Below are 23,996 nucleotides of genomic sequence, written 5' to 3' on the forward strand. Positions count from 1 at the left end.
CCTCAACTTCTCATTTTGTTTAAACATGGTTGCATTTCTCCCTAAGGGAACGAATTTGGATCATGTTTTTATCTTTATACGGAAAAAAGTCTGTGAAGTTACGAATAGATTATATCCTTCTATATATATGCTACAATTTCAGAGTAGAACAAAAATAATGATAGGGAGGCATAACGTTGAGTATTAGTCTAGTTAAAGGACAGAAGGTAGACCTAACCAAAAATAATCCACACTTATCCGTGCTGAAAGTAGGGCTTGGATGGGACCCTATGAGGGGTAGAAGCATGGATATTGATGCGTCAGCGCTGCTTCTTAATGAGAACGGCAAGCTGACTCAAACGAAAAATCTAGTATATTTCGGAAACAAAAATAGCCCTTGCGGGGCCGTCGTACATAGTGGTGACAACTTGACAGGACATGGTGACGGTGATGATGAAGTCATTACTGTATCCCTTCAACAACTACCACCTGAAGTGCATAGAGTCGTATTTATTGTGAATATATTCCGTTTTTTCAGCTTTGGTAGACGTAAGGATTTCAGTATGGTGAACAATGCTTATATTCGAGTATTGGATGCGTCGCAAGATGAAGAGATTCTCCGATACAATTTGACAGAGGACTATAAAGGGATGTGTAGCATCCGTGTAGGTGAAGTATACCGCTATGGAGGGGAGTGGAAATTCGGTGCTATTGGGGAAGGCAGCACCATTACCTCCCTGAATGAGCTTGTCAAAACGTATGAATAAGTATTTTTGGTGTTAAGGAAAAACCCACGTCTGACGTGGGTTTTTATACTATCTCTTCAACAGCCACCTGATACAGCAGAGAACCTTCACGGAGCAGCAGGCGATCTTTTCTGAAATCCTGTTCATGCGGTTGAAGGAACTTTTGATCGTCATTTAAAAAGCGAATGTGTTGTCCTTTGCTCAAGCTGCCTGGCTTCACATTCTTTTTCAGGACATATTGTCCATTCTTGCCATACCCGCCGTCGAACAAAAAGTGATACCCATCTGTAGCCACCCCGGAGCAGCCGGAAATCCTCGGATTCACAAACGTAATATTCGTACGGTCGCTACCGGAAATATACCCTAATGAAAAGTCTGAATAGTAATAAAACCAGATTTCCTGTTCGCTGATCACGTTCAAAGCATAGCAATCATGAATATCTGCCGCTTGGTTCTCATATATTTTGTGTCCCTCTTTATTCCAGGCGACAAGGCCGGAGGACCCCACAGGCTCATTCCAACCATAATTCCCGAATATACCTTCATCAAAATAACTGGTCCAGATCGTACCTTCTTTTGTAACCTGAACACTCTGGATACCGTCTCCAAGCAGTAGTTCATTCACAGTACGACCTTCATAATCAATAATTTTACCATTTAGATCGTATTGATCAGGTCCGTAATAATGGCATCGTGCTCCGACGAGTAACAAATAATCTTGTAGAGGCTGTACATAATGATAGTTGAACTGCTGCCCCTCCAAACACACCTCTTGAATGTGATCGTCTAGAATGAGTACCTTGTAAGTACGTCTCTCTTTAAGAGAGGCAGGCGTGAACATCCCCCGCACTCGTTCTGGGACTTTATCAATGAGCAAAATATACACGCGTCCATCAGGACCAAATTGGGTAGAAACGATCTCAAACCCTTCTATATTATTGGAAATATCGACAAATGAATGAAGCTGTTTATCTAGATGTGACAATGTAGTTCCTCCTCTGAGAGATCAGTAAAGTGAAGTTTTATTTGTATTGGATTTCATTTTGTCATAACGACAAGTAACTGAGGAGGGTGGAAGTATGGCGATATGGGTAGTAATCCCAAGAGATGAGTCATCGGCAAAATATAGCGAACAAAAAAAGCTGGGTTCTGCTTCATAAGAAAAGCAACCCAGCTTGATCTTTATAGATGTTCCCCTTAGAGTGTCTGGCCCTTGTCGGCCTTCTGCCATAAAGCCTCAGTCAGCTCATCAATCGTCTCTTTCATTGCCAGCTTCTCGCGCCAGTGACTCGGGATACTGCTTAACCCATAATAAGCCCCTGCAATCTGGCCGTACACTGCTCCGGTCGTATCTGCATCATCTCCCAGATTTACGGCCAGCAGTGCCCCCTCTTCAAATGAAGCCGAGTGGTAAAATGCCCACAGCGCAGCCTCAAGGGAACGAATAACATAACCGCTTCCTTGGATTTCAGGCGGCTCCTTATGCTTGTAAGATCCCTGAATGATTTCTTCAATGGCTGCCGAATAAGCTGACTGGTCCTTCCGCCGCCACTTATAGCAGACATCGGGTGATAACATGGATTCTTTGTCCGCTCCCCGCAGACCTGCCACAAGAATTGAAGCAAGCGCGGCACAGGCCTCCACACTTTCGACTGCTCCATGGGTGGTGCGCGAGCTCAGCTCAGCGTACATCACGGCCTCTTCCGGGCGGTTCGCATAGGCCATGGCGACAGGTGCAAGCCTCATAATCGAGCCATTACCGGCAGTCATGGGGTCAACGGACCCGCTATACGGATCTCCAGTGGCTTCGAAGCGATGCAGTGCTGTTCTCGTCGCACCACCGATATCAAAGCACGTTCCCGTGCTGCTCATATATCCCAGGTGGTACCAATTGGTGTAGCGACGCATCTGGTCCGCTGGATCAAAGCTATCTTTTCGCACCATGCTCTCGGCCAAACAGAGCGCCATAGACGTATCGTCTGTCCACTGCCCTGCCTTCAACCCAAATACACCACCGCCTACAATATCCGTTACAGGTTCAAATGTGCCTGGACTGCTAAATTCTACTGTGGTTCCCAAAGCATCACCTACGGCCAGTCCAGCGAGACATCCATAAAAACAATCCTTGTTAAGTGCCATTTTGATGTACACTCCTTTGTAATTGTTATAACTAATGCATATATTTCCATATCACTAGGAAGGAAGAATATCCGGTACGCCATTTATTCGTCGTAGCTCAAGGCTGTACAACCGCTATCTGGATTTAATTCAACGAAAATTCCTGCCTCTTGATGATAAATGAGTGGAAATCGCTCCGTATCTACATATTCACGCACACCGCTTGAAAGCCGCCATACCTGAAGCGGAACTCCTTTTCCCCACAAGAATAATCGGTCGCCGCAAACGGTCATATCCGCTTGGGGATATGGGTAAATCCCGTATTCATCAGGCTTGCAGTTTAGAGGGGGGATGGCAGAAAGCACACGTCGGTACCCAGGCTGAGTCATATCGAATAGGACAACCGCCGGTTCCACTCCTTCCTCTCCCCAATCTTCCTCCTCCAGTAAATCGGCATCCATCTGTCCCCATACCGCCAATGTATCAGGTCCTGTCCAGCATATTGGCCCATCCCAATCTATGGTTTGCCAAAGATGGCGAACTGACGGACCATTCTCCGATTCCCATGGGTTCAGTAGCCAATCAGATAATGACCAAGTTCGAACCACTCCTAAGGGAGCCCATACCCATCCAGTATCCACCATCCACTTTCCCTCTGGAGAAGCCAGCAGCTTCCCATGAAAATAGTCTAGATAATGCTCATCTTTGTTTTCATTGTTATAAACTGGGGTAGGTCTTGCAGTCAAAAGCCTCCCTGTTTCTATATCCGTCAGATCCAGCCGGTTCCATTCCGTTCCATGAACAAGGATACACATACCGTCTTGATGTACAAATGCCAGGGGAAACATACTTTTATCATAGTGGTATTCGTCCCGGGATAATTGCATTTTTTCTTGAGCACGGACTAAATCATACACTGCCGCATGCCGGCCAAAACGATTGGATATGGCTACGTACTTGCCGTTAGGACTGGTCACCATTTGAACAGGTTGAATGGGATTAAAATCAGGAATACAAATACGTGTGCATAATTCTGCACTACCAGAGCGAAGCTCTAGTCTCCACAGTTCTGCTTGTGTGTTTAGTGCCAGCAGGGTTATGCTGCCCTGAGAGCCACCTTTTACAGGATGAATGGCCGTAAGGCGTCCGATAGACGATGGTAAATCAGGTAAAGAAACGTGATGAAATGGCATCTTAAACCCCTTTTATTCTGGATAAATCATAATGTATACCCGTATTTGTGAAGCTGGATTTATCGACAAAAAAACTGATTTCAAGCAATGCAGTCAATACTTTTATATAAACTCCCGGTTTTTTCTTACAGAATAGTTTAAGATATGTAATTTCACTAGGATTACTTTTGAGAACAAAATAAGAATAATTCATCAAGATCATATTGGAGATGAACTGCTCTGTTGGAGATTGATGCTCATTGATACAGTCGATCAGCACCTCTAATACCCTATTTTTATTAGAGTTATAAGCTTGTATAAATATCGTTGCTTCTGCAAACCACTTGTTGAAATCATCATATGGAAAATCATATACATCATGACTGCCCAAGATGAAGTTGACCAACTGGCCTTGCAAAATTTTTATTTTCCCCAGCGTTGCTCGGGTATCCATATCCATCTTATTTTTGTTAATATGCTCATGCAAAATATCAATTAGAATGTGCAAATCATACTGCTGTCCGTCTTCCATGCTGTACAGTATCTTATTATTTTCAATCGATAGACGATCATAAATGTCATCTCCTAAACCCAATTCAAATAAGAGAAGGTGAAGAAAAAATAGCCTATCCTGAGTAAGTAAGAATTCATTCCCTCTCTCTGCTAGATGTGAAACTTGATATTGATAATAAACACAACATAAGTTTTTTCGGCTATAGACAGCATCTTTATGTATATCAAACATGTTAAAAATAAGCGCAAGCAATCGAATCAGACGTTCAGCATCCGTTACACTTAGAATGGGATGATCCATTTTGGTAAATAGCGACCTGTCAAATAAATCATGCCATCGCACTAAAGAAATATGATCCTGCTCATTTATATTCAGAGTTAATATTCTTAAATTTTGCTCTTGATCAGGATAGGAATAAAATAGATATTCATGACTTAAATCAGAAATGCGCTCATTAAAGTAGGCTCTTAATTTGTAATCGTATATTTCAGAAAAAGACATTTTTCTCCTCCTTGCACCTTATCTTCGAACTCCTATATTGTAAAATTAATCAGGATCGACTGGCAAGGCGGCATAAATACAGAAACATATGTTCTTCTTTTCTATATTATGATATCTTTATACTAGAAATGAAACGTTATGTCAGAGACCATAGCCTACCGATTAGAAAGGAATGAACACCTATGAAGCAGCTGAGCGAAGCGCTTACCCGGTTTGTACACCAGCAAAACTTGTATAATGAAGCCTACGGGCTGTTCCAAGACCACGATATCCAGCCCCGTTCAGAGAGTATAACAGATTGCTGGGACAGTCGGATTCCTCTATCTCCTGAGCTTGCGTACATGTATAGCCACTATGAAATGATCGATGCCAAGGCAGCGGGAACACACAAATTAAAAAACGCGGCAGTTGAAGTTGGGGATGCCGCAGTTCTCTTTTTTGTCGCACCAGAACATTTATATCGCCAACAGCTGGGGTATCGCTTCGTTACGTCTGGTGAGCTTGTCCAAGAGTCTTCTTCGTGGCCCTCCCATCATGTTGTAATTGCCACGTTTAATGACGATCCACTCATTGTCGATACTAGCGCACCCGATTCTCCTGTATATGCTGCAATTGAAGGTGGCGCAGCGCAGCAGGTTGCCGACTCTTTAGCTAACTTCTTTACGGCTCTTTCCATCCTGATTGAAGGTGCCTGTACCTTTAAGGGAGAATTGGTAGATGAAGATACATACGAAACCAAAGCAGCATATATCGAGCACGTAAAACCATTGCTGCATCACTTACTGGGCGAGAACCAAACCACGTATTTGCTGAAATACCTATCCTTCTGTTAAAAATCCTATTTGTTAAAGAGAGGTGGGGCTTTTTATGATCTATATCGCATTACTGCGGGGCATCAATGTTGGCGGCAACAACAAGATCGAGATGAAGAAGCTCAAGCAAACGTTTGAACATGCAGGTATGGGGCATGTGACGACTTACATCAATTCTGGAAATATCATATTTTCCAGTCAGGAACAGTCCAACCAGGAGCTATCGCTCGTGTTGGAACAAGCGATTCTGGAGGATTTTAGCTTACCCATCCGTGTCATCGTCCGTAATATGAAGGAGATTCAGAGCATTATGGAAGCACTACCGAATGAATGGTCTAATGATACACAGATGAAAAGTGATGTAATGTTTCTGTGGGATGAAATTAACGATATTTCAGTACTGGACAAGCTTCCTTTGAAACCGGGTATTGGGCATGTCATATATACGACCGGGGCCGTTCTGTTTTCTGTCAGCAAGGAACAAGTCACCAAAAGCGGATTAACGAAATTAGTCGGCACCAAGCTGTATCAGCATATGACGGTACGGAATGTGAACACAGCACGACAGATTTACAAGCTGATGCAAATGGCTGAACAGGAAGAGTTAAGAGATTTGGACTCCTGACTGCATGACGAAAGCAATCTAGTAGAGTCTGCTCAAAAAGGGAGCCTTCTTACGGCTCCCAACTGTTTTTCTTCGTCCTTCATTTAAATACCCATCACCGTATGGTCCTCGTTAAATTTTAAAGCCTTCGACCAGCTCATTCAGTCGAGCTGCGCTTTCCTTCACCTGATCAGACTGGTGTGCCACTTCACGAGATTTTTCCGTTGATGACACCATATTCTCTGCAATGTGCTGGGTAGATATAGCAGACTGCTCGCTGGCGGTTGCAATCTCATGGATCGCTCTCACCATGGTTTGGATGGTTTCATTTACCTGCTTAGAGGTGGCGTTCAAATCATTGACTGTGTTCGTATGCTCAACAGCATCAGTGTAATATTGTCCCGCTGTGTCCTCAAGCAGCTGATAATCCTTGCCCACCTGGGTTTGCAGGAAGTGCAGTAATTCTTCGGCATTGGTAGTCAGATTTTCTACAGACTGCACAACCTCTTGAGTAACACTCTGAATTTGGTCTACCGCGTGTTTGGAGCCGTCTGCCAACTTACGAATCTCGTTAGCTACAACCGCAAACCCTCGACCTGACTCACCGGCACGAGCCGCTTCAATAGATGCATTTAGAGCCAGCAAGTTGGTTTGTGCCGTAATTTCCAAGATAGACTGAGAAAGTATACGAATCTGGTCTACTGCCTTGGCTCGTTCTAATGCTTCTGTCATCTTTGCATTAGCCTTCTGGTAAATTTCCTTAGCCGCTTTATTGGATTGACTAGCCGCCTGCTTCAACGTTTCGGCCTTTACACTTGTATCATAGGCAGACTGAGCTCTTTCTTGAGTTTTGACCGAGATGTACTCTGCTGCCCGCTGCATTTCATCCGCAGAATGATTCATATTTTCGGTGTATGCTGAAGTCTCCTCCATAGCTGCTGACAGCTGTTCGACCGTGGCGGATACATCGCGAATCCGTTCATTGAGATCTGTCATATTCAGATTCGTCTGATCGCTAAGCTGGTTAATTTGGCGCGACTCATTGATCACTCCCGTAATGACCATTGAGGTTGAATCTGTCATTTGCTGAATAGCACGAGCAATGACAGCGATCTCATTATTTCCTTTGAGCAAGGCAGGATCAAGGGCTGCCGTTAAATTGCCTTGGGTAATTTCTTCACAGTATTTCGTAATGGTGCTCATCCGGGAACGGATATTTCGGATGGCCGCAAAAGAGATCGTGATCAGAACAACCAGCACAAGAGCCAGAACCGTGATCAACACAATTGTGCGCATTTTAATCTCATTTTGTGTATTTTGATATAGGTTGGCGGATTGCTCATTGTTATAATCTGAAATGGTAGTCAGCATCGTAACTATGGCCGTACTAGATTTATTAATCCGACCTCTTTCTTCTGTGTCATAGGTTCCAGTATTTTTTTTGACGGCCATGATCTGTTCAATATCCTGAAAATACGTGTCTATACTGCCTCTTAGTTCCTCATACAATTTCTGCTCCTTTGCATCCAATGTCCTTTGTGAAAATTCATTTAGCCCGGTTGTAACACTATCCTTTCCTTTCTGTACCTGCTTATATTGTTTATCTGTATACTCTTTATTGTCGAGTATTTTTGTATAATTGGCCCGCATATTGTAGAAATCACTTTTGACTTCAAGAATATTGGTTTGGTGTTGAAAGCGATCCACATACAAAATACCTTGACCCTCTTTAGCTTGATACATACCGATAACCCCTACCAACGATACAATGAGCAAACCCACCAAGCTGATCACAATCATGGAGATCATCGTTGTTGTGACCTTTAAATCTCTAAGCCCTTTTCCTTTTTTCGTCCTGTCCGATAGCTTGTTACTCATCCAAACCCCTCCAGCTCGTCTATGGATAATAGTTCACGCTGCTCTCAACTTTCACGAGTACTCCGATCCCCCCTTGATGCTGCCCTCCAAACAACAATATGAAGTAGATTACAAAACGTGATGCTATATATATCGGTAGAAAGCGCTTAAATTTATAAGTCAAATTACAGTACTGCAAAAATAATGAATATTATAACAGGAAAATTTATACATGGACTTGCTACGTAAATCCACAATTTTAGTACTTATAAGCATGGGGAGTTTGGTAAACTAGAGGGGAATGCCTGCATGAAGTGAGGCACATATGCAAATTAAGTTCTAAACACTGGATGATGGGAGAGAACGTATTGTGACAAACATACGAAATCAAAAGCAAGTATATATAATCCATGGATACACCGCTTCGCCAGCAGATCATTGGTTTCCTTGGTTACAAGACAAATTACAGGAAGATGGGGTTTCGGTAGATATACTAGAAATGCCCAACTCGCAAGCGCCCAAGCTTAATGAGTGGATTGAGTATCTATTGCAAAATATTAAAGTTCTACATAAAGACACCTATTTTATTGGTCATAGCTTGGGATGTGTATCCATATTAAGGTACCTGCAGCAAGTAAATATCTCGGAACCGCTGGGGGGCGCCGTGTTCGTTTCCGGTTTTACTGACCCAGTGCCAAGCCTACCATCATTAGATGAGTTTACAATTGACCATTTGGATGATCAGCAAATTATGGATTCACTAAAGGCACGTGCAGCTATAGCTTCAAAGGACGATACGATTGTCCCCTTTGCACTTAGTAAGAAACTAGCGGAAGATATGCAGGCTGATTTTCACGAAGTAGATCATGGGGGGCACTTTTTGCAAAGTGACGGTTTTACCACCTTACCGGTGGTATATCAAGTGTTAATTGAAATGATGAATAATAAGCCCCGATGAGAAGTTATTTCATCGGGGTTTGTTATCATTTGCTATGGCCTTCTTCTCTTTATTGTTAAGTCTTCATTTTAAAACCTAGTGTAATAATTTCATGCGGCTTTACAGACTGAAGCAACTCATTAGCAGAATCCATTACGATGTCTTCTCCTGGTTCTTCAAGGATATTACTTTTATAAAAATCGTACTGCTGCGGCCCGGGCTTGATAATTAATTCGGCTATACTATTGCTCATATTGTACCAGCGTAACAGCACATCCCCCGACAGCTCATTCATTTTCATAGAGGAAAAGGCAAGCTCCGTGCTTTGCCAATCAAACGGTGCATAATCTGGAGCAACTGTACCCGCATGAATCCCCGTTTGTTTTACAATCCAAGGAATTTGGTATTGATAGGCTTCTGTATACGCGCCTGACTGAATACCGTCGCCATCATGTGGAATGATTTCCAGACGAGCGGTGTGTTCACCTGGGCACTGCGCTTCCGGCGTCGGGAACCATCCCCAATCCCCCAGCTCGCCAACTGAGCGAAGCAGCGTTATTGCAATCGTGTTACGACCATCACGCATGATTTCATATTCATTCAACCCGAGATTGGCTACGGTTAGACCCGCCTGTTCTCCGCTTACATCCACAAACGCCTGCTGATGCTGTGTGTTGCTTGGGTTTTCCCACTCAGGTGCAGGTTTATTGTCCCGGATTGTAATTTCAAACATCGAGTCCACCCGATGCTCACCAGAAACTATATCTGTCGGAAACAGAGCGCGAAGACGGTGATCCTTGGCCTGGTTGTTAAAGGTGGTTTCCATGGAAACCCCCCTGCTGTTCCTAGATAAAGAAATGACGGTCCGTATCGTCAGCGGAACGGTCTGCCAGGAGCGCTGAGCCTTGCGGTACGGATAATAAACCAGTTCTCGCTGCTCCTGCTCCAGCGTTTCATCCGCAGAGGCCGGTATTTCCCAATGATGGATAATCTCGATGGATGCCAGAAAAGGTGTATCTTCAAGCATGCGAATGTCAGCAATCAAGTCTTTGGTAGTCAGTGCCTGCTCTCCCTCGGGCTGTCTGAACATATACTCGTTGCCGATATCACCCACATTTTCATATACGCCAAGGTCTTTGTAGCTGCGGCCTGTACGCTTATCTGTCAGGGTAAAAGAGCCGTTATCCGCAATTTCGACGTGAAGTAAATCATTTTCCATACTGCGACTGCCATGAAAAAGGGAAGAGGAGTCCGTCTCGACATTGCTTCTCAGCCAAGCATAGGTTTTTAAGCCTAGCAGGGGCACACGTTCAACCTCAAAGGTAAGGCGAACCCGACGAGACATGTAAGCCTGGCGGAATCGATCATCCGGCAAATCATAACCGAACTGTAGCCCGAGGTCCTCCATCTTGCATGCCACCGGACTCCCTTCACTGTCCACCAGTACGCGCCCGGAAAGATCCACTGTTTTCGCTCGATGAGCGGCCTCTTCAAGCGTGTATCCTTCACGGAAGTACAGACGTACCACTTCTAGTTCTGCCGACACTACACCACTGCGTTCCCAGCCTGACGTATTAAAAATCACGAGTGGCAACGCATCTGCTCCAAAGCGACTGAAGCCCGTCGTATTCACTGCTTGCGCAATGACCTCAATGCTTTCATCCACAATGCTCTCGGCTACATGACGGCTCTTATCAAACCGGGTCACCATCTCACGGTGCACCTCGTCCACACTACAGCCGCAAATACTGTCATGCGGATGGTTCTGCATCAGTGTTTTCCAGGCATAGGTGAACAAATGGTGAGGATAAGCCTGCCCCAGCAGATGCGCGATGGTCGCAAGCGGCTCTGCCACTTTTTCCAGCATCACTTGTCCCAACTGGTTCATCTGTTTCAAATACACCCGGGCAGAAGCCGTATTCACCAGCGTTCCCCAGCCATCCGTGCGCTGACTGCGAAGCTCTCCCTTCACTGACGAGAGTTGCCTTTGGGAAGTCCGTTTCAGAGAAGTCAGATAATCGTTGAAATTGGAATGAACAAACTTGATATCCGGATAAAGCTTCTGTGCCGTACGGATTGCTTCCGGTAAATCAAGCTGTAAAGGCTGATGATCGCAACCGTTCATGAACAGCAGCTCGCCAGTTGAAGCATATTTTTGCGCATCATCTAGTTTACGCTTCCAATAAACCTTGGCTTCCGCCTCATCTACAGGAACCTCATTGCCGTTGGAATACCAGTTGGCAAATAAAATACCGAGTACCTCTGATCCGTCTGGCCCCGTCCATAACAGTTCCGAAAAGGAGGACTCGTAGCCTCTATCCGACACTGTATTGTTAAACCCTGTCGGCTTTACGCCCCTTCCGAAGAAAACATTCGTAATCCCCGACTGTTGCATGAACTGCGGAGTCTGCCCAACCAGGCCAAACGTATCGGGGAAGTATCCGATCTTGGACGGACTGCCGTAACGTTCGGCATCGCGGTGACCAATCTGCATATTGCGTACATTGGCTTCGCCGCTGGTCAGAAAAGCATCCTGCAAAATGTACCAGGGTCCGATAAAAATACGACCATTGCGAATATGCTGCTCCAGCCGTTTCTTATGCTCGGGCCGAACCTGTAGATAATCCTCTAGAATGATCGTCTGCCCGTCCAGATAAAAACTTTTATAATCCGGGTCCTGCTCCAGCTTATCCAGCAGAGAATCTATCAGGCTAATCAGGCGCATATGGTGCTTCTCATAAGGCAAATACCACTCCCGATCCCAGTGGGTATGCGAAATAATATGTGCTGTCGTCTTGCTGCCCGTGTATGTGTCTACTTCCCTGCTTATCGCTTGATTGTTGATTGATTCATCCCTTTGCTCGCTCATCGCATATCTCCTCACCGTATGTCTTGACCTGCCATTGTTCACTGTATCACTTCAATCGTCACGTCCTCGGGACGATATACCGCCAGCAATTGACCTTCTCGATCCACAGCAAACAAGACAGAGCGGCTCCTTGGCAACAGAAAAGCGTAGGATAATCCAGTCTCCTTATCCCGAACACGCACTTGGGTATCCCGGGAAAACTCCGATACGAAAATATATAGGCCCCCATTCTTGAAATTCAGCTTACGTCCATATAGCCCCGGCTGATCGCCACCGTCTATCCATTCCAGCTCTCGCTCCACCCCGGCAGCAGCGAAGGCGTAACGATACAATTCGGCAATCGGCTCATCTCTGCCATTTAACTCCAGTGGAAGCGGACTCCAGATCAAGCGCCCCTTGCCAAGCGGCAGGTTCACGACTTCATCACCCATCGCTCCATCCGCTTCCGGTGACAGTTGTTCCTCCTTAGCGACCTCAGCAATTCGCCGCTGTCCGAATGAGACAGGGAAGGTTTGACCCTCCAGACTCAGTACTTCCTCCCGTTGGACGTTCCCCAGCGTACGCTGCCCAATAATGGCATCAACCCGTTCGGTCATTTTCCAGTAAGGATCAAGCCCCAGTGGTCCGGTGACTAGTAGCGTCACACCGAAGGCTCGCACCATTTCCAGAAGATGCTCCAGCGATGTACTATCGAAATTGTGCGCGCTGGGGATCATAATCAGTTTCGGTAACTGCCGCTTGAGTGAGTCCAGATGATACTCGGAGACGGCACGGAACGGCTGCTTGAGATTATAGGACATCACCCGGGTAAGCCGTGTCGTGGCATCAAAGGCAAGTGATCGGTTAGAGAAACCATTGGAATACGGGAATACAACAGCCGTTTCTTCCAGCTTCCGGTCTGTAAACAGATCGCGAATTTCATTCATAAAACGCCCAAAATCGTAAGATACCTCTGCTTCCGGCTTCTCGGTCCCATCCGCACGTAACGCACCGATGTGCGATTCATTGGCATTATCCATATAAAAGTTCGTATTCCATATCCAATGAATCGCACCCGCTCCGCCAGTCGAAAAGGCATACGCATACTTGCGCTCCAGCATGTCGCGCAGCTCCTCCTCCGAACGCTTGGCTCGACCATCCGGCGTCTCAACATACATGATCCCGGTTTCCTGCACGAGATTCGGTTTGTCTGGTGTTTTGGCAAAAATGCCGTCCCACACCAAATGATCATTCAGCCACCATGAATGCACCGTCGTATAATCCACCACAGCCTCATAAAAAAATGGAGATGGCCGTTGCGCGCCCAGTGCCTCGTCCTGACCTACAGTTACCAAATGTCCGGGACAAAGCTCCCGAATCGTAGTCGCCAATTGCTCGGCCCACAGATTGTGCATTTCCATCGAAAATAGACAGTAATCCAGCCATTTGGCTCCCTTTTTGGCCTGATGCATATCCTGAACGTCGAAGTTGATCTCCTCTGGCTCGGGGACTATGGCAGAAGCAAAACTGGAAAGCTGCTGTGGCGTCATATTCCAGGCTTCCTGCAAAGCTTCAATGCTGCCATGGCGTTGCTCCAGCCATGTGCTGAACGCCGCCTGTTCCCATGAGTCCCTCGCAGAGCGTGGACCGTCTGCGAAAATACGCGACGGATCAAACATGGAAGGCTCGTTTATCAGATCCCAATCCACATGGGTTGTAGCCGTGTGCCGACTGACAATACTGCGAATGAATCGCTTTTGTGCTTCCACGCTTTGCGGATCAAGATAAGGGTTAACCCCTTCCCATGTTTCCGGTGTAAAAGAAAAGAACGTGAACGTCACCTGCAGGCCATGCCTTTTGGCTGTCAGCAAAAAAGCATCAATTGCACGAAGCACCTCTTCCGAAGCGTGTCCGTCTATCTGCATCATGTTGCGATATGCCGTCCATACGCCTGTACGAATCCAGTTGATGCCCGCTTTGGCCATCTGGGCCATATCCCGATCCCAAATTGCTGCATTGGGCAAAAACAAAAATTTCCGTGCCACATCTGAGGTCATATAGGTCATGCCAACAACAGGTAACGGACGCCCGTCCTTTATAAAATAATCCCGACTACGCATGATGATCTGTCCTTCAGCCAGCAGTTCGGCATCCTGCCCCCAAAAGCCCTGTCGCAATATACGTACTTCACCATCCGATGATTCAGCTCGGCAAATGACCCGATATAAACCGCTTAGAATGGAAAAGCCAAGGGGAATACGTACAAAGTTCTGTTCTTTGCTAACCTCAATCTGCAAGCGATTGCTCCATACCTGCTGATTGTACTCATCCAATATTTGCTCCACCGTCAGGTCAAAGCTCCATACCTCGTGATTTCTGGGCGTGGCTCCTTCTCGCTGCAATTGCTGGGTTTGAAGTGTCAGTATGGCTCGTTCCCCGGACTCATAAGCAGCATAGTTCGGCTTGATAGATAGCTCCGTCATCCCCTTGGCGCAAAAACGTGCCCATTGGGCAAGCAGCTGCTCACCATCCTGTTCCCAAAAGGAAGCTATCAACGGCACATGGATAAACATCCAGCGTGCGCCAGCAAACAGACCTCGGGCATGCTCCCATAGCACCCCCGGGGCAGCAATATCCCGTCCGTCCTTACTTACTCCCTTGAGCAAAGGATAAATTTGCGTATTCATCGGCCCGGCAGAGCCCATTTGGTGTGGCAGATCGCTACTTTTGGTCGTATGTGGAACGAGATTCCACGTATCCGCCACCTGGAACAGAGACTCCTGACCACACAGCACAGGAATATCCTCTGATGCGACCAGGGAAGCTACCTTCGACGCATCCACTCGCAGCACCTCATGAATATGCAGCTCCTGATGATACGCAGTCTGTTCAGTCTCAATTATCCAGTCTCCATGCTCATCAGCAGGATTGCGTACCGGATGCTTAAAGGGTGCTCCCCCGACGTTAAGCAGCCCTCCTCCCCTATGGAGAAATGCCACGATTTCGGTCCAGGCGGACTTGGGGAAGTACGGTGCATGCAGGTTGACAAAACAGCCGTTGTCCATATGCTTTAGCGTTTCAGCCAGTTCATCGGCTCCTACGACCACCACCTCTGCAACTCCATGAAACGCCTCATCCGGCAACAGGTTCCCTATAGCGGGAAAGCCTTGCTCACTGAAAACAACGATGGATGGGTTTACTATGGTTTCATTCATAACAAGCCATCCTTCATAGCCTTATACACAAGCTGGGCAAACAGACTGTTGGACCAGGCAAACCATTTTCGCGTATAAACCGTAGGATCATCGGCATGAAAGCCTTCATGCATGTAGCCGGTGTCCCCATCTGTCGCTTCCAGCATCTGGATCATCTCCAGCTTTTCTTCTGCGGTCCGGGCCGTTAATCCTTGCATAGACAGGGCCATATGCCAGATGTAACCTGGCAGCGTGTGCGGACTTCCGATGCCTTTAGCCGCCTTGCCCTCAAAGTAAAACGGATTCTCCTGACTTAAAGCAAAGCGCCTCGTATTTTGATAGATAGGATCGTCCGCCGTCGTATAGCCCAAATACGGAATGGACATCAATCCAGGTGTACCCGCATCATCCATCAGGCAGTAGTTGCCAAATCCGTCCGTTTCATAAGCATATATAGGCCCAAATACCGGATGGCGGTAAATACCGTACAAGCGGATACCGTGCTCCACCTCAGCTTCCAGCTCCTTCAGCTCGTTCAGAAAGTCCATATCACGGAATACCCACTCCGCAAACTCCTGCATCTGCCGCAAAGCAACCACTGCAAACATATTGCCGGGTATATTGTAGTGAAAATCGCAAGCATCATCACTGGAACGGAAGCCCGACCAAATCATCCCTGTATAATTTACAGGCATACCGAGTCCCTGATTGCGCAAGGAATCTGTGGGAATGCCGTTATTACGCGTAAACCGATACGCAGATTGCTCTTGGTGACGCTGCTCCGTTTTGAACACATCCACTATTTTGCGCAGAGCCGACTTGAATTTTGAATCAAAAATATCGGTAAGCTCCGTTTCCTTCCAGTACATATAAGCTAGCCGAATGACAAAGCACAGCGAGTCGATTTCAAATTTTCTTTCCCACACCCATGCTGACATCTCCGTCTCATCGGTCGCATTCCAGTGCCAGTCATTCGCTGTCTCATTGAACGCATTCGCATACGGGTCTATGAGGACATAATGAATATGGCGCTTGAGCAGCCCCCCAATGATGCGCTGTAAATCAGCATCCTCCCTGGCTAACGGCACATAATGAATGACCTGCTCTACAGAATCCCGCAACCAAAGAGCTGGAATATCCCCTGTAATGAGAAACGTTGTCCCATCATCCATTAGCTTGGTCGTCGTCTCCAGTGAATTTGGAAAACAGTTCTTAAACAGCTTCAGCAGCTTCGGCCTGTGAGCCAGTGCTTGCTCTGCTTCCTTAAGTACGTCCTGAACAGCCTGCGGCAAGTCAAGGTCGGGCATTGGTATTTTGGGAAGTCTGAATTGTTCCAATAGCTTTTTCGCTCCTTTATCAATATCTATTGCAAACGTATCGTTTTAATTTCATAAGGTGTAAAAGACAGCGTAAGACATCCACCTTCCAGCTCAAGCAGCTGCACAGGTTCCTCCAGCGCATTCGACACGTAGGCTGCGTTGAACGTGTAAGGCCAGGTCAGCTTGATCGTTTCCCGTCCCCCGGAAGATTCGTACAAACGAAGAATCGTCCCCAGCCCATCTTCGGCCGGCTTGATCGTATCCAGCACAACGTGACGGCTATCAAAATTAATGAACGATCCGCTGCTCGGCAGCACTCCGCTATTGTGCTTTTGCTGCTGCACAACAGGCATATCTTGGTTCAGCTCAGCCGCATGACGCAAAGTATGGGCGCTGCGCCAATCTCCAACATGCGGATAAAGCGAATACGCAAAATCGTGCTCGCCCAGATCGGCTTCTTTATCCGGCCATTTGGGTGCTCGTAGCAGAGACAGACGGATGGTACTGTCTTGAATGTCGTAGCCATATTTGCAATCATTGAGCAGACTCACGCCATATCCGTGCTCGGAAACATCCGCAAATCGGTGTCCACATACTTCATACTGCGCCTGCTCCCAGCTCGTATTCCGATGGGTCGGCCGTTCCAAGGCACCGAACGGAATTTCATAAGTTGCCTTGTCCGTAACCACATCTATAGGAAAGCCTACCTTTAGCAGCTTGTGCGCTTCATTCCAGCTCACATGCGTTTTGAAATCAATTCGCCGCTCATGATGATAAAAGATTACATCCTGTGTCATTTCAGATTGATGGATTCGCCATCGGAAGCGCAGCACATCCTTCGTTTTTCCCTGAAGCACTACTTGTTTTTCCAGCAACTCGGCTTCTCCTGCTACCTGTTCCTCATAGCGGTCATCCAAATCCCAGGCATCCCACAGCGTCGGACGGTCATGGAAAAAATAAAAACGGTTTGCCCGTTCCCCTTGCTTCAAAATTTCACGGTTTGCCGCTTTATCCAGCAAACGAATCATTTCGCCCCGCTCGTTAAATTGCACCTTATAAAAGGCCGTCTCCCACATATCCCCCAGCGATCCAGATATCACAGCGATCTCGGGCTTCTCACCTGCTTGGGCCTGTTCTCGCTCCAACCAAATCGTTTTGTAGCCCAGTGCAGGAACATCCGGAATACGCACCGAAATGCCGCCTTCCTCCACATCGGTGTCCAGCCGCTCGGCTTCATCATTAGCGTAGTGGTAGGCATACCATCCCTGTGCCGATTCCGTAGCAATATGAATCACAGCATTACGGCTCCAGCCCAGGCTGTTAAACACCAGATACGGTGTTCCTGCTCTCGATCCTTCCGTGTTCACTTGAGCCGCCAGCGTCGTAATCCCCTGTTGAAGCCCGACATGTCCCCATTCGAAAATTTGCTGATACTCCTTATCCGAAGTGCCGTACACCTCGGTAATCGCCGAGCCAGGGATAATATCGTGGAACTGATTCAACAAAATCAGCTTCCAGCCCTCATGCAATGCCGAACAGATATCCTCCACCTGCTCCGGCTCCAGCTGTGGTAATGCCAGCGTGCTCCACAGTTCTGCCTCGCGGTAGACTCCCTCCGCTATCCGGTTATTACGTTTGTTGCGGGCGTGGGTCGTGTAGGTTCCTCGGTGCAACTCAAGGTACAAATCACCATGCCATTTGGGAAGCTTCGGATGTGCCTGATCTATGCCTGCGAAAAACTGTCCCGCCGTGCTGAACTGACTCGCAGGCAATCCCACCATTAGCGAAGAACGCTCTATATATTCCAGCATTTCACGCGTAACTCCGCCCCCGCCGTCTCCATGCCCGTAAAGCAACATGTGTTCAGGATACGCTGATTTTTCACGATAAGACTGCCAATGGTCACGAATGTCCTGTGGCCGTGTATTTTCATTCACGCCATGATTGAGGTAGGACAACATCGAAGTCCCATCGATGCCCACCCAGTGGAACAAATCGTAAGGAAACACATTCGTATCATTCCAGCCAAGCTTGGTCGTCATAAAATAGTCTATCTTCCCATGCTTTAAAATCTGCGGCAGGGACGCACAGTAGCCAAACGTATCCGGCAGCCATTCGATATGAGAGGTTTGGCCAAATTCCTGTTGGTAAAAACGCTGACCATACAGCATTTGGCGGATGAGTGATTCGCCACTGAGCAGGTTCAAATCAGGCTCTACCCACATCCCCCCGACCAGTTCCCACCGTCCTTCACCGACTCTCGCTTTGACTCGTTCATACAGCTCTGGATCATTTTCCTTTACAAAAGAGAACAGCAGCGGCTGGCTCTGTGCATATTGATAGGCCGGGTATTCATCCATCAGCGCATCCACCGTTGAGAAGGTTCGGCTTGTTTTCCGTACGGTCTCGCGCATCGGCCACAGCCAAGCAATGTCGATGTGCGACTGTCCTACCATGTGCTCCAAAGCTTGCGCATTTCCGCCTATCTCCTGAACCTGACGAATCAGCTCCTTTTCTGTGACTGAGATCGCCCCCCCTGCTCGAATGGCGTCTTCCTCCAGATTCGCAAAACGATCCATCACCCCATACAGAGCCTTCAGCAGGCGTATTTTGCGGATATCGCCCTCAGGCAGCAGTACAGCGGCTTCGCTAACAACGGTAACGGTATACATGAGGCTTTGCACGGGCTTATTGGGCCGTACAAGATAGCTTGTAATAGAAGAAATCGGAGGTTGAATGACAGCCTGCCGATTGAGCGGATCTACGGGCTCAGGTACCGGATCAAACAGCTCAATCTCCAGCTCAGGGGAAGACCCGATGAGCTCTGGATTTAGCGTGACATAGGTATGATTGCGATCAAGCCCGTGATAGGAAGCACCATTGACTCGCAGCAAACCTTCTCCCCCGGACTCAAACACCAATCCAAAAGGCTCTCTCAACCACGCTGTTGGTACATTCAGCCGCATTCGAAAAAAATAAGTCGTCCCCTGACTGCTGGGGAATCGCTTGAGGTCCAGTCCTTCCGTTAAAGGCTCGGCGCCTTCGTATTGACCTGGTGCTAGGTAAGTGGAGCGTGTGATGTTCCAGCTCCGCAAATCCAGCTTCTCCAGCCATTGGCATTCCGACAATTCCCGAATCAGGCGTTTGATACGCTCCATTATTCATCCTCCCGTACGATCAACTCGGCACACAGGGTATCTTTGGAGTGCCTGCCTACTTGAATTGAAAATCGCCCAGCCTCAACGACTGGCTGTAGATCATGCCCTATATATTGCAGCTGGTCGGAGCCTACTACAAACACCACCGTCCGTGTTTCTCCCGGCTGTAATACAAGCTTGCAAAAGCCCTTAAGTTCCCTGATTGGACGGGTCACCGAACTCACCGTGTCCGAGATATATAACTGAACTACTTCAGCCCCTTCCCAGTCGCCCGTGTTGGTTACATCGACTGTAACCGTAACGGATTCGCCCGCTCGGATCGAATTGGCGCTTAATGTAAGCCTTTCATAGCTAAACGTCGTGTAGCTAAGGCCGTAGCCAAACGGATAGCGCGGCTCGGCATCGTCTTCCAGATACCGCTTGCCCCGGGAACGCTTGCCGTTGTAATATACCGGCAACTGCCCCACATGTTTAGGGATGGAAAGAGTCAAACGTCCCGAAGGGGTCACATCCCCAAATAAAATATCTGCGATTGCATGCCCTCCCTCCTGACCGGGATACCATGCTTCCACAATGGCATGTGCGTGCTCCTCCACCCATGGCTCAGCAATCGGTCGCCCGTTGATATAAACGACGACAAGCTCTTTCCCCAGCCTGTAGACTTCCTGCATAAGTTGAAGCTGTACGCCTGCAAGCCCCAACGTCATCCGGTCGATGCCTTCGCCGCATTCCATGTCGTTCCAATCGTGATCCGATACCTTCGAGGCGCCGGTTTTCAGGTCAATCGTCCCTTCCCCGAAATCGCGGGCGCTGGACCCTCCAACCACCATCACCACGGTATCGGCCTCAGCCGCACATGCCAGTGCGTTATCAAAGCCTTCCCGGGACTCTCCCTTGATCCGGCAGCCAGGTGCATACAGAACGCCTGAATGATCCTTGCCCAGCTTGCCACGGATACCATCAAGTACAGTTACCACACGGGTTCTCTGCTGCGGTGATGTATAATCGCCCAGTTGGTTGTAGATCTGATCTGCATTCGGGCCGATGACCGCAATACGCTTGGAGGTTTTCGGCAGGGGGAGCGTGCTATTGACGTTTTTAAGCAGCACAATCCCTTCGGTCGCAAGCTGACGAGCCAACCGAATATGCTCCGCCTGACCAATTACCTGCTCCGCTCGTTCTGCATTCACATACGGTTTGTCAAACAGACCGAGCCTGTATTTTAACGTGAGCACCCTGCGAACCGACCGATCCAGCACGCTCATCTCCAGCTTGCCAGCACGAACCGCCTCGACCAGATGACTTCCGAACATTTCCCCGGACATTTCCATATCAATTCCTGCGCGAATCGCCTGCACAGCGGCATCCAGTCCATTTTCAGCCACATCATGACCGCTCGCTAACATTTCAATTGCGCCACAATCTGTAATGATCAGACCGTCAAATCCCCACGCCTGACGAAGAATATCGTCCAATAGCTCAGCGTTCACTGTACACGGTACACCGTCAATTTCGTTATAGGCTGGCATAACAGATTGCGCCCCTGCTTCCACCGCTTTTTGGAATGGATACAGATCGATTTCCAAAAGCTCACGCCAGCCCATATGCACAGGTCCGGCATTACGTCCGCCTTCCGAGCTACCATAGCCTGCAAAATGTTTTAGTGTGGCAGCTACGCTATGTTCGCTGAATAAGCTTTCCCCCTGAAGCCCCTCCACTGCGGCAACAGCAAATTCGCCGATGAGATAAGGGTCTTCGCCAAAGCATTCCTCCGTGCGTCCCCAGCGCGGATCACGCACAACATCAAGCACGGGCGAGTACGTGACCGCCCCGCCCTGAGCGCGGGTTTCACTCGCAACCGCACGGCACATATCGCGGTACAGATCGACATTCCATGTGCTGCCGATGGACAGCGGAACCGGAAACACAGTGCCGGCAATCGCCATATGCCCATGAGAGCATTCCTCACCGATCAGTATCGGGATACCCAGTCGGGAATGCTCTAGCGCATAACGTTGGATCAAGTTCACGGCCTCCGCCCCTTCTTTGGCAGATAAGCCATTCTCCAAGGTCACTCCGGTCCACGGATCAGCGCGAAGCACCCCGTATAAGGAACCGACTCCTCCATTTTGCACCTGCTGCTTGAATTTATGATGTAAAGACAATTCCCCGTCTATGTGCTCATACACTTGCCAGCCAAAGGGCTGCACAAGCTGACCCACCTTTTCCTCTATTGTCATCAAACCGATTAAGTGCTCAACCCGTTCTTCGATCGGTTTGCTTTGGTCTTTATAAATCAACATGTTCATGTCACTCCTTCCCTGTTATTCCTTCACAGCCCCAACCGTAAGTCCCTGCACAAAGTAACGCTGGAAAAAAGGATAAGCGAATATAATAGGCAGCGTCGCCAGCACCACCATCGCCATCCGCGAGGTATCCTGCGGAATGGATTGAAGTGCAGCCAGACTCATAGAGCTGTTTTGCGAATTTTGCTGGATGAACTGAATGCTGGATTCAATCCGCATCAACATAGACTGAAGCGGCACCAGATTGGGATTGTCAATATACAACAGGGCATTAAACCAGTCATTCCAGTAACCAAGCGTGCTGAATAAGCCAATGGTAGCAAGTCCAGGCAGAGAGAGTGGAAGCACGATTTTTAAAAAGGTGTAAAACTCGCCTGCCCCATCTATTTTGGCTGATTCGACAATGGCATCAGGCACACTGGTGCTATAAAATGTGCGCAGGATCATAATATAAAAGGCATTCATGGCAAGCGGCAAAATCAAAGCCCAAATCGTATCCTTAAGCCCGAGCAATTGGGAAACGACCATATAGGTCGGGATCATTCCGCCATTAAAGAGCATGGTTAAAATCGCAAAAATGGAAAAGAATCTCCGGTAACGAAAGCTCTTTCGTGAAATGGCGTACGCATATAACGAAATAAGAATGAGACTGATCACCGTACCGATGACCGTTACAGCAATCGTCACCCCATAGGAGCGCAGTAGCGTATCACTGGTACGAAATATGAAGCGGTAGGCTTCCAGACTCCATTGAGCCGGGAGCAAACGATATCCGTCCCGCGCCAGCGTTTTCTCATCGGTTAGGGAAATAATGACGACAAACAAAAACGGAAACACACATAGGAACGCGAACATCCCTGCTATCCCATTCAGAACAACATTCCAGCCCCGTGAAATATGATGGAAATCTCGTTTTTTTCTTTTTTTTCCAGCAGCCATAGTCCACACCCCTCTCCTCTTTTTAGAACAAAGCGCTGTCTTTATCTATTTTTCGCACAACATAATTGGATAGGATGACGAGAACGAAGCCAACCACCGACTGATACAAACCTGCCGCCGTGCTCATCCCGATTTCGCCTGTCGTTTTCAAACCGCGATATACATAAGTGTCGATAACGTTCGTTACTGAATATAAGGTGCCCGAATCCCTCGGAACCTGATAGAACAAACCAAAATCCGCATAAAAAATCCGTCCGACTGCAAGCAGCGTCATAATGATAATGATCGGCGAGAGCAAAGGGATCGTCACATTACGAATTTGCTGCCACTTGCTGGCTCCATCTATCATGGCTGCTTCATACAAGGATTTATCGATCCCCAAAATTGAAGCCAGATAAACGACACTGTTATAACCGATCGCCTTCCATAGACTGACTAGAATCAAGATATACGGCCAATATGCAGCCTCCGAATACCACTGAATGGGCTCGATGCCAAACCCTGCGATAATTTGATTCAGCATCCCCCGATCCATGCTCAGAAAGCTGAAGGCAAAGTAGCCCACGATGACCCACGATAGAAAATATGGGAGAAACATGCCTGTCTGGTACAGCTTCGCCAACCGTTTATTAATCAGCTCGGAGAGCAGAATAGCCATAGCGACTGAAAACACAAGTCCAAGAATAATAAAGACCAGGTTATACAAAAGGGTATTTCGCGTGATGACATAGGCATCATTGTTATTGAACAGAAACTTGAAGTTATCCCAGCCCACCCATTTGCTCGTATAAATACTGGCCCAGAATCCTTCCCTGTTAAAACGATATTGCTTGAAGGCAGCCACAGTACCAACCAACGGCAGATATGAAAAGAAAAAGAACCAGATAGCGCCAGGCAGCACCATGAACAGCATAACTTTGTTTCGAATCACATTTCTGAAAAATGCAGCCATAGGTATCCCCTCCCAATCTGTAATGAGACAAGCAACTAAA

General features: G+C 47.6%; 16 protein-coding genes. 4 read left to right on the plus strand and 12 right to left on the minus strand.

Translation table 11 applies throughout. The annotated features are described in order from the left end of the window. The first annotated feature begins 176 nt into the window (after positions 1 to 176). On the plus strand, positions 177 to 746 hold the full coding sequence (locus EGM68_RS17930) for a TerD family protein (protein WP_040103221.1): 570 nt from the start codon (positions 177 to 179) through the stop codon (positions 744 to 746). Positions 747 to 789: 43 nt separating this feature from the next. On the opposite strand, the gene EGM68_RS17935 is transcribed toward EGM68_RS17930, so the two are convergent. The 4 genes from EGM68_RS17935 to EGM68_RS17950 form a co-directional block, all read right to left on the minus strand. Next, on the minus strand, positions 790 to 1,710 hold the full coding sequence (locus EGM68_RS17935) for a hypothetical protein (RefSeq protein ID WP_129549716.1): 921 nt from the start codon (positions 1,708 to 1,710) through the stop codon (positions 790 to 792). A gap of 212 nt (positions 1,711 to 1,922) precedes the next feature. Beyond that, on the minus strand, positions 1,923 to 2,864 hold the full coding sequence (locus EGM68_RS17940) for an ADP-ribosylglycohydrolase family protein (RefSeq protein ID WP_129549717.1): 942 nt from the start codon (positions 2,862 to 2,864) through the stop codon (positions 1,923 to 1,925). A gap of 83 nt (positions 2,865 to 2,947) precedes the next feature. Continuing rightward, a complete protein-coding gene (locus tag EGM68_RS17945; protein WP_129549718.1) occupies positions 2,948 to 4,036 on the minus strand; it encodes a hypothetical protein in 1,089 nt (362 codons plus the stop codon). 1 nt (position 4,037) lies between these two features. Continuing rightward, the gene (locus tag EGM68_RS17950) at positions 4,038 to 5,030 is read right to left on the minus strand and encodes a hypothetical protein (protein ID WP_129549719.1); all 993 of its coding nucleotides are present in this window, start codon (positions 5,028 to 5,030) and stop codon (positions 4,038 to 4,040) included. Positions 5,031 to 5,212: 182 nt separating this feature from the next. On the opposite strand from EGM68_RS17950, the gene EGM68_RS17955 reads away from it, so the two are divergent. Beyond that, a complete protein-coding gene (locus EGM68_RS17955) occupies positions 5,213 to 5,863 on the plus strand; it encodes a hypothetical protein (RefSeq protein ID WP_129549720.1) in 651 nt (216 codons plus the stop codon). A 34-nt stretch (positions 5,864 to 5,897) separates the two neighbouring features. Next, on the plus strand, positions 5,898 to 6,467 hold the full coding sequence (locus EGM68_RS17960; RefSeq protein ID WP_129549721.1) for a DUF1697 domain-containing protein: 570 nt from the start codon (positions 5,898 to 5,900) through the stop codon (positions 6,465 to 6,467). A gap of 111 nt (positions 6,468 to 6,578) precedes the next feature. On the opposite strand, the gene EGM68_RS17965 is transcribed toward EGM68_RS17960, so the two are convergent. Next, positions 6,579 to 8,324: a methyl-accepting chemotaxis protein gene (locus tag EGM68_RS17965; protein WP_123797465.1), complete on the minus strand. Its 1,746-nt coding sequence runs from the start codon at positions 8,322 to 8,324 to the stop codon at positions 6,579 to 6,581. A 349-nt stretch (positions 8,325 to 8,673) separates the two neighbouring features. On the opposite strand from EGM68_RS17965, the gene EGM68_RS17970 reads away from it, so the two are divergent. Further along, positions 8,674 to 9,261 (plus strand): RBBP9/YdeN family alpha/beta hydrolase, encoded by a 588-nt coding sequence (locus EGM68_RS17970; RefSeq protein WP_129549722.1) that lies wholly within the window; start codon positions 8,674 to 8,676, stop codon positions 9,259 to 9,261. A gap of 55 nt (positions 9,262 to 9,316) precedes the next feature. On the opposite strand, the gene EGM68_RS17975 is transcribed toward EGM68_RS17970, so the two are convergent. From EGM68_RS17975 to EGM68_RS18005, 7 genes are read right to left on the minus strand one after another with little or no spacing between them, the layout of a single operon-like run. Next, entirely contained in the window at positions 9,317 to 12,109 is a 2,793-nt protein-coding gene (locus EGM68_RS17975) for an alpha-mannosidase (RefSeq protein ID WP_129549723.1), read from the minus strand. A 38-nt stretch (positions 12,110 to 12,147) separates the two neighbouring features. Further along, on the minus strand, positions 12,148 to 15,303 hold the full coding sequence (locus EGM68_RS17980; RefSeq protein WP_129549724.1) for a beta-galactosidase: 3,156 nt from the start codon (positions 15,301 to 15,303) through the stop codon (positions 12,148 to 12,150). Beyond that, entirely contained in the window at positions 15,300 to 16,619 is a 1,320-nt protein-coding gene (locus EGM68_RS17985; protein ID WP_129549725.1) for a glycoside hydrolase family 125 protein, read from the minus strand. Before EGM68_RS17985 ends, EGM68_RS17980 begins: the two co-directional genes overlap by 4 nt. Before the next feature lie 26 nt (positions 16,620 to 16,645). Then, positions 16,646 to 19,759: an alpha-mannosidase gene (locus EGM68_RS17990; RefSeq protein ID WP_129549726.1), complete on the minus strand. Its 3,114-nt coding sequence runs from the start codon at positions 19,757 to 19,759 to the stop codon at positions 16,646 to 16,648. Further along, positions 19,759 to 22,062, minus strand: a complete 2,304-nt coding sequence (locus tag EGM68_RS17995) for a glycoside hydrolase family 3 N-terminal domain-containing protein (protein WP_129549727.1) — start codon at positions 22,060 to 22,062, stop codon at positions 19,759 to 19,761. Before EGM68_RS17995 ends, EGM68_RS17990 begins: the two co-directional genes overlap by 1 nt. Positions 22,063 to 22,083: 21 nt before the next feature. Further along, a complete protein-coding gene (locus tag EGM68_RS18000; protein WP_117289288.1) occupies positions 22,084 to 23,004 on the minus strand; it encodes a carbohydrate ABC transporter permease in 921 nt (306 codons plus the stop codon). Between the two features lie 22 nt (positions 23,005 to 23,026). Continuing rightward, positions 23,027 to 23,956, minus strand: coding sequence for an ABC transporter permease (locus EGM68_RS18005; RefSeq protein ID WP_017428298.1), 930 nt, complete (start codon positions 23,954 to 23,956; stop codon positions 23,027 to 23,029). Between the last annotated feature and the right edge of the window lie 40 nt (positions 23,957 to 23,996).

The organism is Paenibacillus sp. M-152, assembly GCF_003856555.1.
GTDB lineage: Bacteria > Bacillota > Bacilli > Paenibacillales > Paenibacillaceae > Paenibacillus > Paenibacillus polymyxa_C.

What these genes read in the sequence shown, in the direction of transcription:
- EGM68_RS17945 (WP_129549718.1), bottom strand. Translation starts at nt 4,036, where the DNA reads ATGCCATTTCATCACGTTTCTTTACCTGATTTACCATCGTCTATCGGA.
- EGM68_RS17950 (WP_129549719.1), bottom strand. Translation starts at nt 5,030, where the DNA reads ATGTCTTTTTCTGAAATATACGATTACAAATTAAGAGCCTACTTTAAT.
- EGM68_RS18005 (WP_017428298.1), bottom strand. Translation starts at nt 23,956, where the DNA reads ATGGCTGCATTTTTCAGAAATGTGATTCGAAACAAAGTTATGCTGTTC.
- EGM68_RS17965 (WP_123797465.1), bottom strand. Translation starts at nt 8,324, where the DNA reads ATGAGTAACAAGCTATCGGACAGGACGAAAAAAGGAAAAGGGCTTAGA.
- EGM68_RS17990 (WP_129549726.1), bottom strand. Translation starts at nt 19,759, where the DNA reads ATGGAGCGTATCAAACGCCTGATTCGGGAATTGTCGGAATGCCAATGG.
- EGM68_RS17980 (WP_129549724.1), bottom strand. Translation starts at nt 15,303, where the DNA reads ATGAATGAAACCATAGTAAACCCATCCATCGTTGTTTTCAGTGAGCAA.
- EGM68_RS17940 (WP_129549717.1), bottom strand. Translation starts at nt 2,864, where the DNA reads ATGGCACTTAACAAGGATTGTTTTTATGGATGTCTCGCTGGACTGGCC.
- EGM68_RS17955 (WP_129549720.1), top strand. Translation starts at nt 5,213, where the DNA reads ATGAAGCAGCTGAGCGAAGCGCTTACCCGGTTTGTACACCAGCAAAAC.
- EGM68_RS17960 (WP_129549721.1), top strand. Translation starts at nt 5,898, where the DNA reads ATGATCTATATCGCATTACTGCGGGGCATCAATGTTGGCGGCAACAAC.
- EGM68_RS18000 (WP_117289288.1), bottom strand. Translation starts at nt 23,004, where the DNA reads ATGGCTGCTGGAAAAAAAAGAAAAAAACGAGATTTCCATCATATTTCA.
- EGM68_RS17995 (WP_129549727.1), bottom strand. Translation starts at nt 22,062, where the DNA reads ATGTTGATTTATAAAGACCAAAGCAAACCGATCGAAGAACGGGTTGAG.
- EGM68_RS17975 (WP_129549723.1), bottom strand. Translation starts at nt 12,109, where the DNA reads ATGAGCGAGCAAAGGGATGAATCAATCAACAATCAAGCGATAAGCAGG.